Raw genomic sequence first — 14491 nt, 5'->3', positions numbered from 1 at the left:
GCTCGATGCGTACCCCCCACCTCATAGAGACGCATCCCCACCAGGAATGGTTTATAGGTGAACAAACTGAATACAATGGTGAGGACGACCTCGTAGACGAGCTGCTGAGCAAGGGCGACGACGAGGACGACGATCCCTGGACCCCGCCCAACCACCGCCGCGGCAGCCGGCGCAAGCCTCGCGGACGCCTCGCGGCCCTGTCGTTCGGGGCGAAGGCCGTGGTCGGCATCCTTGTTCTTGCCGCCTTCCTCACCCTGGCCGACCGCTGGGCACTGCTCTACGCCGAACGCAGAGCCGCGGACACCCTCAAGGACCGCCTGCATCTGGCGGCGGCCCCCGAGGTCGAGATCGACGGCTTCCCCTTCCTCACCCAACTCGCCGACGAACGGCTGGACTCGGTCAAGGTGACCGTCCCCGACGTGGCCGCCGACCGGGTCTCGCTGGCCCAGGTGACGGCGACGGCGACAGACGTACGACTGGACACCGACGGCCCGGCCTCGGTGCGCGGCGCCGACGTCCCCCATCTGGAGGGCGACGTCCTGCTCTCCTTCGCCGACCTGAACCGCGAACTCGGCGCGTCCCAGGTGACGTTCACCGGTGAGGGCCACGACCGGGTCCGGGCGCGCGGCACCCTGCCGGTGGCCGGGCATGACCTACGGCTGCGGGCCGAGGCCCGGATCGTGCGCAACGGCGAGCGCGGCATCGCGACGCACATCGGCGGAATGCGCCTGGACATCGGCGACCTGGCCACGTACCGCCCCGGCGCCCGCACCGCGCAGGGCCTGCACCTGAGCCGCACGTCGGTGGCGCGTCTCGCCCACGAGACCCGCAAGGCGAAGGCGCTGCTGTCCATCCCGTCGGTGGTACGGCGCCTCGGCGTGCCCGACTCCCTGGTCCAAGAGGCCCTGCGCAACGAGTCCAAGCTCACCGACCTGATCGGCACCCCGCGCTTCCTGCGCCAGGCCATGCGCCTGAACCTGATCGACCTGGCCCTGGAGCACCCGAAGCTCCTGGCTCTCCTCGGCTTCGACCCCGCCCTCCTGGACGCCCTGCCCCGCCTCACCCGCCCCGTCCTCACCGACCAGCTGTCCCTGGGCTTCCGGCTTCCGGAACCGCCGAGCGGGCAGGTGCGGCTGCGGGACGTGCGGGTGGAGAAGGACGGGATCAGGGTGCGGCTGGAGGGGGCTGGGCTGGCGGTGGGCCGCTGAGGCCGGTTCCCGGGCTCCCGGGATCCCCGGGAGCCCGACTCTCCAGCGCCGCCAGTGCCTCGGCCGCGTCGTCGCGGTCGTAGGCGAAGGGAACGGGCGACCTGCGGCCGCTCGCTGCCCTGCGCAGAGCGCGCAGGGTCGGTTCCCTGAACTCCTCTCCGAGGTGGCTCAGGGTCGTCACCGCCCTGTCCAGGTCGTTGGAGTCGGCAGTGCGTTCGTCGATGATGCCGAGGAGCACCTTTGCCGCCTCGGGCCAGTGGGCCCGGCCGAGGGAGATGAGGAACTCGGCCAGCTCCTGCCGGTTGTCCGCGCGGTCCAGCAGACCGAGCGGGGCCCGGGCGAGGGCCTTCGCCGCCATGTCCACGTACGGCTCACCGAGCTCCGCCAGCTCCTTCGCCGCCATCGCACGTTCGAAGTACTCGGCCCGTGGCCGGCGGATGATGCCGTGCAGGATCCGGGCGGCGTCCGGCTTGTACTTCTCGCCGAACTCGACGAGTGCCTCGGCCATCTCCTGGCGGTCGCCCGAGGAGACCCCCCGGCGGCCGGCCGCCCCGCGGATCGCCTTCGCCGCGAGGCCGGTGCACGGCTCGCCGAGGTCGGCCATGATCTCCGCCGCGAGGTGTCCGTGGTGCCAACGGCGCAGGGCGGTGCACAGTGTGCGCACCGCCTGTGGCCGGTGGCGCTCGCCGAGCCGGAGCAGCAGCTCGACGGCGCGCTCGAAGTCGTCGTCCTCGACCCGCCGCTGGGTGGCCACGGCGTGCAGCACGCGCGCGGCCTCCTCGGCGTAGTCGCGGTCGAGGCCGACCAGGATGTCGACGGCCCGCAACCGTTCACCGGGGCTCGTGCCCCGGTCGGCGACGACCGCCCGCAGCACGTCGGTGTCCACGGGCACATGCGGTCCGCCGAGCAGCAGCAGACCGCGCGCCGCGTCGCGCCGGGTCCGCGCGGAGGCGTCCGGCCGGGTCATGTCGGCGGACAGCACGGACGCGGCCTTCGCGAGGTGCGCCGAGCCGAAGTGCGCCAGAGAGTCCGCGGCGGCGTGGCGATCCGCCGCGCTGCCACCGCGGTCGCACAGGACGCGGGCCAGGTCGCCCACGAACTGGTCGAGGTACCCCTCGCCGGCGGCTCGCAGCGCCTCTACCGCCTGCTCACGCAGGCCTGCGTGGACGGACGGGTCGGTGAGCAGCGTCCCGAAGAGCGAGGTGTCCGTCGGAGGACGGAGGCGGTCGAGGAGGAGCAGACCACACGTGGCGGTGAGGCGGTGTGCCGTCGAAGTGCCGGGCGCCGCGACCAGTTCCCGCAGCGATCGTTCGGCGGCGCCCAGCTGCGGTTCACCCCACTCGCGCAACCGGGCTGCCGCGGCCTGCTGCGCGATGACGCCCCGGGATTCGGCGAGCAGCGTGCCCATGGCCTGGTCCACCATCTCGATGGATGGTTCACCCTGTTCGGCCTGTTCGGCCGGCCTCCTGGCGTCTCCCAGAGGCACACCCGCGAGTTCCGGTACCCGGCGCGCCGCAGCCGCGTCGGACAGCTCGCGGAGGCGACGCAGACCCTTCTCCAGTGCTGCCACCTTCTGGCCGGCCGGCGCATCGGGGTCGTCGCCGAGCGTGCGCCAGGCGGAGCCCGCCTGCTCGACGTACCCCCAGCCGAGTCCGGTCAGCAGGTCGGCGCAGGCCACGCGATCGTGCCAGTCGCTCTGCGGGTCGTCGAGGATCGCCTGGATCACCTGGGCTGCCGCCGGTGCGTGGGCCTCGCCCAGTTCGCACAGCCTGCGCACCCATTCCATGCGCTGGAATGGGGAGGTCGTGGGAGCCGCGGCGAGCCGCACCATCCGGCGTGCCGACTCCCGCTCGTACTCTCCGCCGAGTCCCGCGAGCTGCTCGATCGCCCGCCCGACAGCGGAATCCCCGGATCCGGCACCGTCGACGAGAGCGATCAGCGCTTCGGCGGCCTGGGCGACGTGCTCGTCCCCCAGGGTGGCCAAGAAGGCAGCGGCGTCGGTCCGGTCCCAGGCGCCTGCGCGGGGGTGCCCCAGCACCCCGTGCAGGGCTGCCGCCGCATCCGCCGTGTGTTCCGGGTGGTACTCGACCAGGTACTTCGCCGCGTCGGCCAACAGCTCCGGATTCACCGCCGGGTCGGTCGCCATCCGCCGCAGAGCCAGGGCGGCACTGGCGGCGTCGTGGGTCATCAGCGCCATCGCGGCCCACACCTTCCGCGGCCCCGTGCCCTGGGCGCTGTCCCGGAGGTACGCCGTCACCCCGGCGTTGCGCATGAGGCCCAGCAGATCCCAGGCCGTTGCCTCCGTGTCGACGCCGCGCGGGATCTCCATGGTCGCGAGGAACCGCTGGTAGTGGACGTCCTGCGAGGGACAGCCCTCAGCGAGCAGCTCGCCGGCCAGCAACTGGTCGTCGTCCGGGCCCTGTTGGAGCCATTCGAGCAGCGCCTGTCCGCCGCCGCGGTGACGGTGGCCGTAGTGCACGAGGGCGGTGCGGTGGAGCTCCGCCAGGGGGTGGGCGCCACGGCCGGACGCGGCCACGATCGTCGTACGCCACTCGTGCGCACCCGGGTCGAAGGCGTCCGGCAGGCGGTCCGCCAGCCGCTGTGCGGCCAGGTGCTCGGTGAACGTCGTGTGCAGGAACTCCAGGTCGCGCCCTCGGCGCACGAGCAGGCCCGTGCCCAGCAGCGCGTCGGTGATCGCGTCGGGCCAGCCGTCCACCGGGGGCACCGCGCCGAAGAGCCGGCCGTCGGCGTCGGTGGCGGTCTCCTCCCACCAGCACCGGGCGACCTGCGGCAGATCCCGTGCGCCGTCGGCGATCTGGGCGTACGCGAGATGCCCCAGCAACTCCTCGATGCGCTCGCGCAGTTGGGTGACCGCGTGCGGTCCGTGCCGCGTTCCCGAGGCGCGCTCGGCGAGGTCGTGCCACAGCTCCCCGGCCTGCTCGCGCTTGGTGGCGCGCAGGTGCGCCCGGTACTCCTCGTACAGCGCCCAGCGGTTGTCCGGCAGGGGGCGGTCGGCGGCGTTCTCGAAGACCACGGCGGTGACGGTGGCCAGCAGGGGGTTGCGGAGCAGGTCGCCGATGCCGATGTCGTCGATCTGGCGGAGGAACTCCTCAGCGGGGCCGGGCCCTTCTGAGTCCCTGCGCGCGTCCCTGAACCAGGCGTGGGCGAACTCCTCCAGTCGCTGCCGGTCGAACGGGTCGAGGACGTAGGGCTGGAAGCCCGCCCGCGACAGCTCCTCCCTGCCCTCGGGGTCGTGGCGGGTGGTGACCAGCATGCGCAGGCCATCCGGCTGTTCGCCGGCGGCCTGGTCGGCGAGGAGGTGGAGGAGACGGCTGCGGCGGTCGTGGTGCACCTCGTCGAGCGCGTCGACCAGCACCAGCCAGCGGGCGTCGTGCGGGAGGCGGGGCAGGGTGCCGTTCCCGGTGTCGAGGCCGGTCGCCGCGGCGACGGCGCTCTCCAGGGAGTACCCGGGGCCGATGAGCTGCGTCGCGGTCACCCACAGCGGGACGAGCCGGCCGTGTCCGGTGGCGGAGGCGAGCGCCGCGTCCCCGAAGTCGAGGGCGCAGCTGTGCAGCAGCGTGGACTTGCCGGCACCCGGTCCCGCCTCGACGAGCGTGTGTCCGGTCCCGTTCTCCCGCCCGCTCCCGTCGTGGGCGAGCACCTGCTCCAAGCGGCGGGGCGGCCCGACGGCGGCGGCGTGCTTCGCCGGGCCGGAGCCCAGTGTCGGAGCGGGCCGGCGTGCTCCGACGGGAGAGGGCGGCCCGGACGCGCCCTCCATGCCGTGCGGCGGCGCGAGTCCGCTGACCTGCCGGGCGTCCGCCCCGACAGCGTCCGTCGGCTCACCGGCGGCCCTCTCCTCCTGCTGCCGGCTGAGGAGCTGGCGGACGTACACCGCGGTGAGCCGGCGCGGGCGGCGGTCCTGCCGGAAGCGGTGCGGGAGTTCGTCGGCCGCATTGCGCTGCCGGGACAGCACCGCCCGGACGTCGTCCGGCAGCCAGTGCGCGGATCCGGGCGCCCGGACGGTGGGCGGGCGCACGGGGATGGGCGCCGGTTCCACGCCGTGCTCGGCGAGCAGCGCGAGGAACGCCGGGTCGGTCAGAGCGGACAGGTCCGTGCCGGTGGTGCTGCGCCGACCGCCGGCCGGCCGGTGACTGGTGGCGATGCCGGCCAGCAGGCCCTCGCGCTTGGTGAGGATGCCCGCTCCGGAGAAGCCCGCCCAGGGCGAGGTGCCGGGGGAGCCGGCCGGTGGGTCGCTGGTGTGCTGGGCGAGCTGGAACTGATGCCTGGTGCGGTCCGAGCCGAGCTGGACGGTGGCGTCGATCTGATGGCTCCGGGGCCGCGAGTCCTCCACGGTGAACTGGGGGAAGCCGACCGCGTGCACCGCGATCTGGCCCATCTCGTACGGCAGTTCCGCGAAGCGGAGCGGTGGCAGCGTGCCGCGCTCGGTGTCCAGGACGAGGAGCGCGAGATCGCGTCCGGCGTGCGGTACGACGCGGCGCACCGGCAGGGGAGCGGCGGGCCGTCCGTGGTGTACGGGGCTGACGGGACGTAACTCGTAGCGCCAGGTCGCGTCCTGTACCGCGTGGGCGGCCGTGATGGCCAGGTCGCCCACCAGGAGCAGGCCGGAGGCGACGAAGAACGGCCGGTCGTCCGGGCCGCGGCCGACGATCTGTACGACGCGGTCGAGAGGGTCCAGCGTGCGGTCGGGAGGGTTCACCATGATCGGCCGGTCACTCGTCCGTCAGGTGCAGCCGGTCGGCCGGGTCGGAGCCCGTGAGGAGCCGGCCTCCGTCGGCTGTCTCGGCCTTCAGCTGGAGGGAGACGGTGTGCGTGACGGCCGTGCTGCCGGCGGCCTTCGCGTCGGCCGACAGCACCCAGAACTTCACTCCGCCGCCCGCTTCCAGGCTGTCGGTGACCGAGACCTGGAGATCCAGGTTGACCGTCTCGACGTGGAGGCGGACCGGCTGGCCGTCGGCCTCCAGGGCGGCTTGGGACAGTTCGTTCCGCAGTGCCCTGAGCGCGTCCGCGAGTCTGATCTCCACCGCGTCCCCCGTCGGTCAGCCTGATGTGGCCATGATGATAGTGGCCCGACCCGGCGACCCGGCGTGCTCGGCTTTGGCTGACGCCGAGTACGCCGAGTACACCCGGGCCTCAGGGCGCCCTCGGTCGTCAGGTGATCGGGTGGACGTGCTGGGTGGTCAGTTCGTAGCGGGCGCCGACTATGGCCAGTTCGCCGGAGGACACCTTCGCGGCGAGGTCGGGCTCGGCGGCGAGGGCGGCGCGGACGGCCCGTACGTTGGCGTCGATGGTCGAGTCGACGCGGGCGTCCCCCTCCTTGGTGCGGTCTATGTTCGGGGCTATGCGGTCGGCTATGTACTGGATGTGCGCCGGCAGTTGCTCGCCGGACTCGTCCGCCGCGACGGCGGCCTTCACCGCGCCGCACGACTGGTGTCCGAGCACCAGCACCAGCGGGATGTCCAGTTCGAGCACCCCGTAGGCCACGCTGCCGAGTACGGCCTCGTCCAGGACCTCGCCGGCGGAGCGCACGGTCATCAGGTCACCCAGGCCCTGGTCGAAGACCAGCTCCGGCGGGACCCGCGAGTCGATGCAGCCGAGGACGAGGGCGAACGGGTGCTGACCGGACGTCAGGCTCTGGCGGACGGCGGGCGATTCGTTCGGGTGCTGCTGGCGGAAGGTGCGCCAGCGCCGGTTGCCCGCGGCCAGCTCACGCAGAGCTTCTTCGGGGGTGCCGGGCCGGCGGCGGGAGGTGGGGGTGGCGGAGGCGGGAGCCGTGCCGAGGGCGGCGGTGGCCCCCAGTGCCGCGGCTCCGGTGAGCCCTGCCCGCAGGAGTGCGCGGCGGGCGGGGGAGGCAGGGGCGAACCGCGTGCGGGCGGATGCGGTCGGCTGGGCGCCGACGGATCTATCAGCGTTCACGGCCAGGAACGTACGCTCGAATGACCGGACAAGCGTTCGCGTTACTGAATCATGGCCGGGCGCGGGGAAGCCATGATCGACCTTTGGTCCGCTCTTGGTGTTCTCCCGCGCCCGCCTTGACCTTCCTGACCCGGCCCGCGAAGCCTCCCCCTCCCCTGACTTGTATCGAGCATTTGACACAAGTTCCCGATCACGGGATCTTGTACTCACCGCTTGATACAAACCATGGGGGTCCCCGCATGCTCGACACCGTCCCGCCCGCATCCCGGCTCCGCTCCCGTGCGGACCGCTGTGCCCGTTGGGCGGGCCTGGCCGCAGGCGCCGTGGCCGCTCAGCAACTGGCCACCATGGACGCCGGCGATCTCGGTGCGGGGATCCTTTACGCCCTCACGGCCTTCGGCCTGTGTGCCGTCGGCGGGGCAATGCTCGGCGACGCCCTCACCCCCCGCCCTCGGGAAGCGGTCCGCACCGCGGGTCTCACCCCGCGCCGGGTGCGCGACCAGGTGCCACGCCGCATGGCCTCTCTCCTGCTCCTTGAGGCCGCAGCCCTCGTCCTCCTCCTCGCGGTCACGATCCCGATGGCCTCCCCCGACGATCTGGGCCGGGCGGGACGGGCCTTCACCGTCACCTGCGGCGGTGTGACCGAGAGCCACGGCCCCTGGCCGGGCATCTTCTACGCGGTCCCGATCCTCGCCTCCCTCGCCGTCGGAACCGCCGCGTGCACCTGGGCCCTGCGCCGTATCGCGCACCGCCCCGGCGAGGAACAGCAGCGGCGGGACCGCTCGGCGGTGATCACCGCGGCCTGGGGGCTGTTGGTCTCGACCCAGCTGATCGGCACGGTCGTGATGGTCGGCGGCGCACTGACGAGCGCCACCTGCGACGGCACGCTCGGCACCGCCGCCCTGGTGCCGCTCGTTCCGCTGGGACTGCTCACCCTGACCACCCTGGCCTGGTCCTTGCTCACGGTGGTGGCACCCCAGACGGTCCGACGGTGACCGGTCCGACCCTCCGCGTCGACACCACCAGCCCGGTGCCGCCGTACGAACAGATCCGTGCCCAGGCCGCCGCTCTGATCGTCACCGGACAGCTGGCGGAGGGCGAACGACTGCCGACGGTGCGCCAGCTCGCCGCCGACCTCGGTCTTTCACCGGGCACCGTGGCCCGCGCCTACCGGGAGCTGGAAGCCGCCGAGCTGATCCGCACCCGGCGCGGCGCGGGCACCCGGGTCGCGGCGCTCCCGTCCGGTCCGAAGCGGGTGGACCCGGCTCAACTCACGTCCCTGACACGGGACTTCGCTTCCGCGGCCCTCGCCCTGGGTGCCACTCCTGAAGCGATCCTGACGGCCGTCCGTGAGGCTCTGGAGAAGCCCTGAGCGGACGTCAGGAAGCCGACGGCGCCCAGCCGCCCAGCCAGTCCGCGGCCTCCTGGCCGGCGGCCTGAGCATCGGTCAGCTGCGGGCGGTCGCTGCTCGCGCTGCCCGCGCCCGGGCCGGAGTTCCTGTACTCGGCGAACCGGTCGTCCTTCCAGGAGAAGCCGCCCATGTCGGACCAGGGCGTGGACTTGACGGCCGCGCTGAGGCTGGTCTCGCGGACCGTGGTCTGCGGGTCGACGGTGGTGTCGCCGCCCGGGTGCCAGTTACGGCCGAGGAAGAAGCTGCCGGCGGAGACGTCGCCGTTCACCGTCGAGCGGGTGATGAGCAGGCCCTTGCGGTCCCCCGGAGTGCTCGGAGCGGTGACGTATCCCGCCGAGGTGCCGTTCCAGCGCTTCTTCAGGGTGATGACCGAGCGGTCGATGACGGCGGAGGCCCGGCCGAAGATGAAGTCGACGTTGCCGGTGATGTAGGAGTTGGCGATGTAGACACGGCCGAGCTTGTCCTTGGCGGCGGTCTCCAGCTCCAGGGTGTCCTGGTCGCCGTTGACGATCAGCGAGTCGAGGACGACCTTGTCGGCGGTGGTGAGCAGCGCGACCGCCTGATGGCCGGAGAGGGACTGGTTCGCGGCCTCGTCGAAGTCGTTGGTGACGGTCAGGTTGCGGACCTGGGAGTCGTCCGACTGGACGGAGAGCGTGGCGCTGCCGGGGGTGCCGTACGTGCCCGAGCCGTCCGGCTTCTGCATGCCCGCCGCGTTGCCGTGGACGATGACGGTGTCCTTGCGGCTGCCACCCGTGCCCTGGATGGTGACGTGCGGCTTGTCGGCCGGGACCTTGACGACCTCGCGGTACGTGCCCGGCTTCACGGCGATCACGACACGGGAGGCGTTGTTCGCGGGTACGGCGTCCACGGCGGCCTGCACAGTCCTGTACTGCCCGCTGCCGTCCTTGGCGACGGTGAGTGTGGTGGCCGCCGCCTTCGTAGCAGCCGTCGCAGCCGTCGTACCGATCGAACTGTGGGGGCCCACGCCCGACTTGAGCAGCGCCGGCACATCCGCGGTCTTGTCCAGCGTGTAGCCGTAGTACGACTTCGGGTCGAAGGCCGTCCCCCCGCTCTCGTTGCGCCCGCTGGTGCCGACGAACGTGTTGCCCTTCTGGACGATGCTCGCGGTGCTGTCCTTGATGACGGGGTTGTTGACGCCCTGGAAGTAGGAGTTCTCCAGGACCATCGCCGTCCTCCCGCGCGAGTAGTTGCCGTACGACGACTTGATGTCGGTGCCGGCGACGTCCTCCAGGAAGTTGTTGTAGAGGTGCGCGTGGGCGGCGTTGTCGGTGGAGGGGTTGCGCTGCTCGGTCTCGCGGATCCAGTTGTGGTGGATCGTGATGTCGGTGACGACGTTGTCCGTCCACCCGATCCCGAAGGCCTTGTTGTCGTTGCTCAGCTTGTTCCAGGAGACGGTCACGTTCGTGCTGTCCTTGCGGACATCGATGAGCCCGTCGGCCATGTGCCGCAGATCGTTGTGGTCGATCCACACGTGATGGGCGCCGTCCATCTGGATCGCGTCGAAGTCGTGCTCCTTGTCGTTCCAGACACCCTGGTACGCGTCCCGGATCGTCAGGTTCCGGATGATCACGTTGTGCACACCGGAGCCGAGGAAGAAGCCGCCGCCGACGATGTGCCCGGAGGTCCCGGACCCGACGATGGTCTTGTCGGACCGAACCTTGATCTCTTTCCCGACCGGGTTCATGTTGATGGTGGCCGCGACGACGATGACGTACGGCTCGGCGGCCGTCGCGTACTTCTCCAGGTCGGCCTGCGTCCTGACGGTGACGATCTGCCCGTCCCGGCCGCCGTAAGTGCCGTTCTGCCCCAGGGAGTTGACGGAAGCCGTCGGCGGTGGCGGTGGCCCAGCCGGGGACGGCGGCGGTCGCGGCGGACGCGCGCTGCTGGGCGCCGGAGCCGAGGAGACCGAGGTCGGTGCCGTAGGCGAGGGTGCCGGCGGCGGTCAGGGCGAGGGGGACCCCGACCGCCAGGGCTTTGCGGCTTCTGCGGTGCCGGGCCTTGCCGTGCTGCTCACTCATAAGGCGATCCGTTCCGTGCGGGGGATGGTCCGACGACCGGTCGCCGCCCCGCACGGAAAGGTTGCCGCCCTGAACCGCTCTACTTGGCGCAGGACTTGGGGTCGAGGTTCTCCTGCCACTTGTCCTCACGGCCGTCGGGCTGGCCGTTGGGGAGGAGCTTGTCGGAGACGCCGTCGATGTAGTAGCCGTGCGAATAGATCGTCTTCCAGCTCGCGTCCCGGCCGCGCCAGGTGTGCGCGGTGACGCGGTCCTCGCCGGTCTTGTTCCACTCGTAGTCCTCGACGTAGAAGACCGGGTTGACGCGAACCACGCGCTGGTACGGCGTCCAGGTCGTCGCGACCTGGGTGCACGGCGGGATGGACTTCTCGCTGCGGCGCTCGAAGGACGAGGTCTTTTCCCAGCCCCACTCGTAGCTGAAGCTGCCGCCCGCCGTGCCCGAGAAGATGCTCTTGGCGAGGGAGAGACTGATGTTGGCGCCGACGCTCTTCTTGACGGACGTCTTGGTGCTGTAGCCGCTGACGAAGGTCACTTTGTCCTCGGTCGTGCCGTGGTTGCCGGTCCACTCGGAGGTGCGGACGGGCTCGCCCTTGATGGACCAGGTGGAGGCATGCGCATAGCCGCACCAGCCGCGGAAGGTCTCCCACGGGCCGATGGGCTCCCAGAGAGGGAGGACGTCGTCCAGGTACTCGTCGCGGGTCTTGAACTCGCCGGTGTCGATGTTGAGGGCGCCGTAGACCCCGGTCAGGCTGGTCTCCTGGCTGCAGAGCCGGTCGAGCATGCGGTCGGTGTCGCCCGGGTCGACGCCGCGGATGTTCTGGGTGCCGGCCGGTCCGGCCTGGGCGGTGCCGGCGCCGGTGATGAGGGCGGTGAGGGCGAGAGTGGCGGAGGCGGCGGTCAGGACGCCCTTCTTCAGGGCGGACTTGAGCGCGAGGCTCATGGGCATGCTCCTGCTCTTCTGATCGTGAAGTGGGGGCGATGCCGGCAGCAGTGAGCACGAAGGCGTCACAGGGGACCCAGCCGCATCAGAAGTGATCGGAAGATAACAGGGTTAGTTGAAGGTTTAGCAACTTGGGGGCGGCGGGGCTTGGCTGAAAGCAGGTCTCTACGCAGGCCTCCCCGACTGGCTCCCAGCCGTCCTGTCAGGGCGTTTCCGGCGGTGGCGCGGCCGCGCCGGGCAGGCGGATCGTCCCGATCGTGCCGCCGTGCCGTCAGGTGCTCATGGGGTCGGCGCCGGAGTCGGGTCGTCATCCGTCGCCGTGGCGCTGCGGTTCTGGCGGCTCAGGTGGACGGCGTGGAGCAGGGTGCCGACCGCTGCGGCACCGCTCAGCAGGGAGCCGAAGGCCGCGATCAGTGAGCCGGGGCCGTCGCCACCGCCCGGGTTCACGGCGACGATGGTCTGGGTCATCACGGGGACCGGGGTCGGGAGCGCGGATGGCCCCACGGTCGCGTGGACCGGCTCGCTCGGATCCACGGTCGGCTCTTCGGTGGGCGCCGCCGTCGCTCCGTCGCTCGCCCCCTGACCTGGATCGGACGGCTCTCCGTAAGTCGGCGGTTCCGCCGGCTCGGGGGTGTACCAACTGGTCGACGACCCACCGGCGTTGGGAGTCCCACTCGACCCCGACAACGCCGCCACGACAAGCAGCGAGACGGCACTTGCCGTGAACACGATGCCCAGGGCGATCCACAGGGCGATCTTCGAACGCGAAATTTTTTAACATGGCTCCCCCTCGCCTCAAGCGTATGAGGGATCGACCGGGAAGTGGATCACCTTCCCGGCCGCTTTAGGTAAGCAACTGCGCCAACTGGTCGCCGAAGTTGGCCCCCCCATGCGCCTCGGTCGAACGGCCGACCAGAGCGCCTACGTCTGGCTCCCGGAGATGCGTGCGCCGCGGCTGACCGCGATTCGGAGTACGTCCTCCAGAGACTCCGCGGCGCGGGTGAGCGCGAAGCGCACGGCGCGTTCGCCTGCCTTGGTGTCGGCGAGGACGGCTCTGGCTCCGACGAGTACCTGTTCACCCGAGTCCAGTTGGGCCGCCTCGATGTCGTCGGCGAGCAGGGAGAGCCTGCTGTGGTCGCTGTCGGTGCTGAGGTAGCAGGGTTTGCCGTTGGGGGCAGTCCAGGGCAGGAGGCGGAGTTCGCAGGTGTCCGGTGCTGGCGGCTCTTCGGTGACGCTCATGCGGAGACCTCTTCTCCGTGGATACGGCGCGGGCGGGCGTCGATGCCGTAGGCGGCGAGCCAGTGGGTGCGGCGGCGTTGCAGGATCCGTTCGCGCTCGCAGGGGCATACGCGGGCGAGGTGGCGGGGAGGTGCGGCCAACGGCCGCTGGGTGGGCGGGGGTTGGGGCGGGGCTGCTCGGTGTCGTCCCTGGGTTGGGAGTAACGCCCGTACGAGTGCAAGCAGTAGCGATTCGATGAGTCGGGCGGTACGTTCGCGCATGTCGGCGCCTTCCTGGTTTCGCGTCGGCCACGCCCCCGGGCCGAGCAGCATCGGCCGCGGGGGTTTTGGCATGGCAGGGGTCTGACGAGCGGTGATTACCGTTCGTGTCTCGATCGTCACAGGTGCGGCGTACGCTGCGGAAGGGGTCCGGTGTTGTCTGGCGCGCCAGGCAACGGGGAGGAGTGATGTGGGCGAAGTCGTTGACGGGGAGCGGGAGTCGGGGCGGGCTGTACTGGGGCGGACGCTGAAGTTCCTTCGGGAGAAGGCGGGGAAGACGCTGGGCCAGCTGGCCGATGACACTGGCTACGACAAGAGCTATCTGAGTCGACTGGAGTCCGGGGACCGGCTGTCCAAGGTGACGGTGATGGAGGACCTGGACGGGTATTACGGGTCCGGTGACCTGCTGGTTCGGCACTGGAACGCAGCGCGGTTGGACGCTTTCAAGGACCAGTACAAGAGGTTCATGGAGCTGGAGGCGACCGCCCGGATCATGTGGAAGTTCACGCTGGGGATTCCCGGGCTTCTCCAGAGTGAGGACTTCGCGCGGGGGGTGTTGTCTGGGGCTCAGACAACAGCCGACGGCGACGAGGCCGTCGAGGAGCAAGTGGCGGCACGGCTCGGGCGGCAGTACCTCCTACGGCAGAAGCCTGAGCCCGAAGTCCGCATCATCATGGACGAGTTCGCGTTTCGGCGCCCCGCGGCCCGTGGCAAGACATGGCCCGACCAGCTGGTACATCTTGAAGCCGCTGCGATGTGGCCCAACGTGGCCTTGCAAGTACTCCCGTTCTCGGCGGGCGCGCACCACCATATGAATGGGTCGCTGACCCTGCTCTGGCAGGGCGATGGGAGCGCCGTTGCCTACAAGGAAGGCAACGACTGGGGCCAGTTGATCGAGGAACCGGACGGGGTCCTGCGGCACCGACTGTCCTACGATCGGCTCCGAGACTTGGCGCTGTCACCGTCGGACTCGCTCGCGTTCATCCGGGACGTACTGGAGGAGCACAGATCATGAAGCGCACCCCCAACCTCAGCACCGCTGTTTGGCGCAAGTCGAGCTACAGCGACGGGGGAGACAACAACTGCGTCGAGGTCGCCGAGGGCCACCCCGGCATAGTCCCCGTCCGGGACAGCAAGATCCCGGAAGGCGACGTCTTGGTCGTTGGGGCGTCGTCCTGGTCCGCGTTCGTGCATGGCGTGAAGGGGCCCGCGTGACCCCCGATCTCAGCACTGCCGTGTGGCGCAAGTCGAGCTACAGCGAGGGGGGAGCCAACGACTGCGTCGAGGTCGCCGACGGCCACCCCGGCATAGTCCCCGTCCGCGACAGCAAGACCCCGACGGCCCGCCCGCTGATCTTCGCTGCGTCGTCCTGGTCGGCGTTCGTGGAGGACGTCAAGGGCGAGGCGGGTGTGAACGCCATCGGGTGAACCGGGCGGGAAACGGGACCCGAAGGGTTATGGCGCGCC

General features: G+C 71.0%; 13 protein-coding genes and 1 pseudogene. 6 read left to right on the top strand and 8 right to left on the bottom strand.

All coding sequences use genetic code 11. The features are described 5' to 3' along the window. Positions 1 to 5: 5 nt before the first annotated feature. The gene (locus tag OG254_RS23115; RefSeq protein WP_405584826.1) at positions 6 to 1208 is read left to right on the top strand and encodes a DUF2993 domain-containing protein; all 1203 of its coding nucleotides are present in this window, start codon (positions 6 to 8) and stop codon (positions 1206 to 1208) included. Here OG254_RS23115 and OG254_RS23110 read toward each other — a convergent pair. The 3 genes from OG254_RS23110 to OG254_RS23100 all read right to left on the bottom strand — a co-directional run bounded on the left by OG254_RS23110 (position 1165) and on the right by OG254_RS23100 (position 7142). Then, positions 1165 to 5928, bottom strand: coding sequence for a trypsin-like peptidase domain-containing protein (locus OG254_RS23110; protein WP_405584823.1), 4764 nt, complete (start codon positions 5926 to 5928; stop codon positions 1165 to 1167). The genes OG254_RS23115 and OG254_RS23110 overlap by 44 nt on opposite strands. Before the next feature lie 10 nt (positions 5929 to 5938). Beyond that, the gene (locus tag OG254_RS23105) at positions 5939 to 6250 is read right to left on the bottom strand and encodes a trypco2 family protein (protein ID WP_351197482.1); all 312 of its coding nucleotides are present in this window, start codon (positions 6248 to 6250) and stop codon (positions 5939 to 5941) included. Positions 6251 to 6377: 127 nt separating this feature from the next. Then, on the bottom strand, positions 6378 to 7142 hold the full coding sequence (locus OG254_RS23100; protein WP_405584819.1) for a carbonic anhydrase: 765 nt from the start codon (positions 7140 to 7142) through the stop codon (positions 6378 to 6380). Between the two features lie 239 nt (positions 7143 to 7381). Here OG254_RS23100 and OG254_RS23095 point away from each other — a divergent pair, with 239 nt between their 5' ends. Then, positions 7382 to 8137 (top strand): hypothetical protein, encoded by a 756-nt coding sequence (locus tag OG254_RS23095; protein ID WP_405584816.1) that lies wholly within the window; start codon positions 7382 to 7384, stop codon positions 8135 to 8137. After that, positions 8134 to 8514 carry a GntR family transcriptional regulator gene (locus OG254_RS23090; protein WP_405584813.1) on the top strand — a complete coding sequence of 127 codons (381 nt, stop codon included), beginning with the start codon at positions 8134 to 8136 and terminating at the stop codon, positions 8512 to 8514. The genes OG254_RS23095 and OG254_RS23090 overlap by 4 nt, the downstream gene beginning before the upstream one ends. A gap of 7 nt (positions 8515 to 8521) precedes the next feature. Here OG254_RS23090 and OG254_RS23085 read toward each other — a convergent pair. From OG254_RS23085 to OG254_RS23065, 5 genes and pseudogenes are all read right to left on the bottom strand, one after another. Continuing rightward, a pseudogene (locus OG254_RS23085) lies at positions 8522 to 10592 on the bottom strand (pectinesterase family protein). Positions 10593 to 10671: 79 nt separating this feature from the next. After that, complete coding sequence (locus tag OG254_RS23080; RefSeq protein ID WP_405584810.1) at positions 10672 to 11529, bottom strand: hypothetical protein; 858 nt, start codon at positions 11527 to 11529, stop codon at positions 10672 to 10674. Positions 11530 to 11808: 279 nt separating this feature from the next. Next, positions 11809 to 11997 carry a hypothetical protein gene (locus OG254_RS23075; protein ID WP_405584808.1) on the bottom strand — a complete coding sequence of 63 codons (189 nt, stop codon included), beginning with the start codon at positions 11995 to 11997 and terminating at the stop codon, positions 11809 to 11811. 453 nt (positions 11998 to 12450) lie between these two features. Further along, on the bottom strand, positions 12451 to 12768 hold the full coding sequence (locus OG254_RS23070) for a hypothetical protein (protein WP_405584805.1): 318 nt from the start codon (positions 12766 to 12768) through the stop codon (positions 12451 to 12453). Further along, positions 12765 to 12908, bottom strand: a complete 144-nt coding sequence (locus OG254_RS23065) for a hypothetical protein (RefSeq protein WP_405584802.1) — start codon at positions 12906 to 12908, stop codon at positions 12765 to 12767. Before OG254_RS23065 ends, OG254_RS23070 begins: the two co-directional genes overlap by 4 nt. Positions 12909 to 13215: 307 nt before the next feature. On the opposite strand from OG254_RS23065, the gene OG254_RS23060 reads away from it, so the two are divergent. Genes OG254_RS23060 through OG254_RS23050 form a run of 3 tightly spaced genes read left to right on the top strand, consistent with a single transcriptional unit; the run spans position 13216 to position 14452 of the window. Continuing rightward, on the top strand, positions 13216 to 14040 hold the full coding sequence (locus OG254_RS23060; protein ID WP_405584800.1) for a helix-turn-helix domain-containing protein: 825 nt from the start codon (positions 13216 to 13218) through the stop codon (positions 14038 to 14040). Continuing rightward, positions 14037 to 14240 carry a DUF397 domain-containing protein gene (locus OG254_RS23055; protein WP_405584797.1) on the top strand — a complete coding sequence of 68 codons (204 nt, stop codon included), beginning with the start codon at positions 14037 to 14039 and terminating at the stop codon, positions 14238 to 14240. The genes OG254_RS23060 and OG254_RS23055 overlap by 4 nt, the downstream gene beginning before the upstream one ends. Then, complete coding sequence (locus tag OG254_RS23050) at positions 14237 to 14452, top strand: DUF397 domain-containing protein (protein WP_405584794.1); 216 nt, start codon at positions 14237 to 14239, stop codon at positions 14450 to 14452. The genes OG254_RS23055 and OG254_RS23050 overlap by 4 nt, the downstream gene beginning before the upstream one ends. The last annotated feature ends 39 nt before the right edge of the window (positions 14453 to 14491 follow it).

It is taken from the genome of Streptomyces sp. NBC_01092 (genome assembly GCF_045039535.1).
In the GTDB taxonomy this organism is placed as follows: Bacteria; Actinomycetota; Actinomycetes; order Streptomycetales; family Streptomycetaceae; genus Streptomyces.
The sequence above is the reverse complement of the archived record's forward strand: the minus strand, read 5'-3'. Positions and strand labels throughout refer to the sequence as shown.

Excerpts from the sequence above, each read along its gene's own strand:
- OG254_RS23115 (WP_405584826.1), top strand. The coding sequence starts at position 6 with ATGCGTACCCCCCACCTCATAGAGACGCATCCCCACCAGGAATGGTTT.
- OG254_RS23110 (WP_405584823.1), bottom strand. The coding sequence starts at position 5,928 with ATGGTGAACCCTCCCGACCGCACGCTGGACCCTCTCGACCGCGTCGTA.
- OG254_RS23095 (WP_405584816.1), top strand. The coding sequence starts at position 7,382 with ATGCTCGACACCGTCCCGCCCGCATCCCGGCTCCGCTCCCGTGCGGAC.
- OG254_RS23080 (WP_405584810.1), bottom strand. The coding sequence starts at position 11,529 with ATGAGCCTCGCGCTCAAGTCCGCCCTGAAGAAGGGCGTCCTGACCGCC.
- OG254_RS23075 (WP_405584808.1), bottom strand. The coding sequence starts at position 11,997 with ATGACCCAGACCATCGTCGCCGTGAACCCGGGCGGTGGCGACGGCCCC.
- OG254_RS23070 (WP_405584805.1), bottom strand. The coding sequence starts at position 12,768 with ATGAGCGTCACCGAAGAGCCGCCAGCACCGGACACCTGCGAACTCCGC.
- OG254_RS23055 (WP_405584797.1), top strand. The coding sequence starts at position 14,037 with ATGAAGCGCACCCCCAACCTCAGCACCGCTGTTTGGCGCAAGTCGAGC.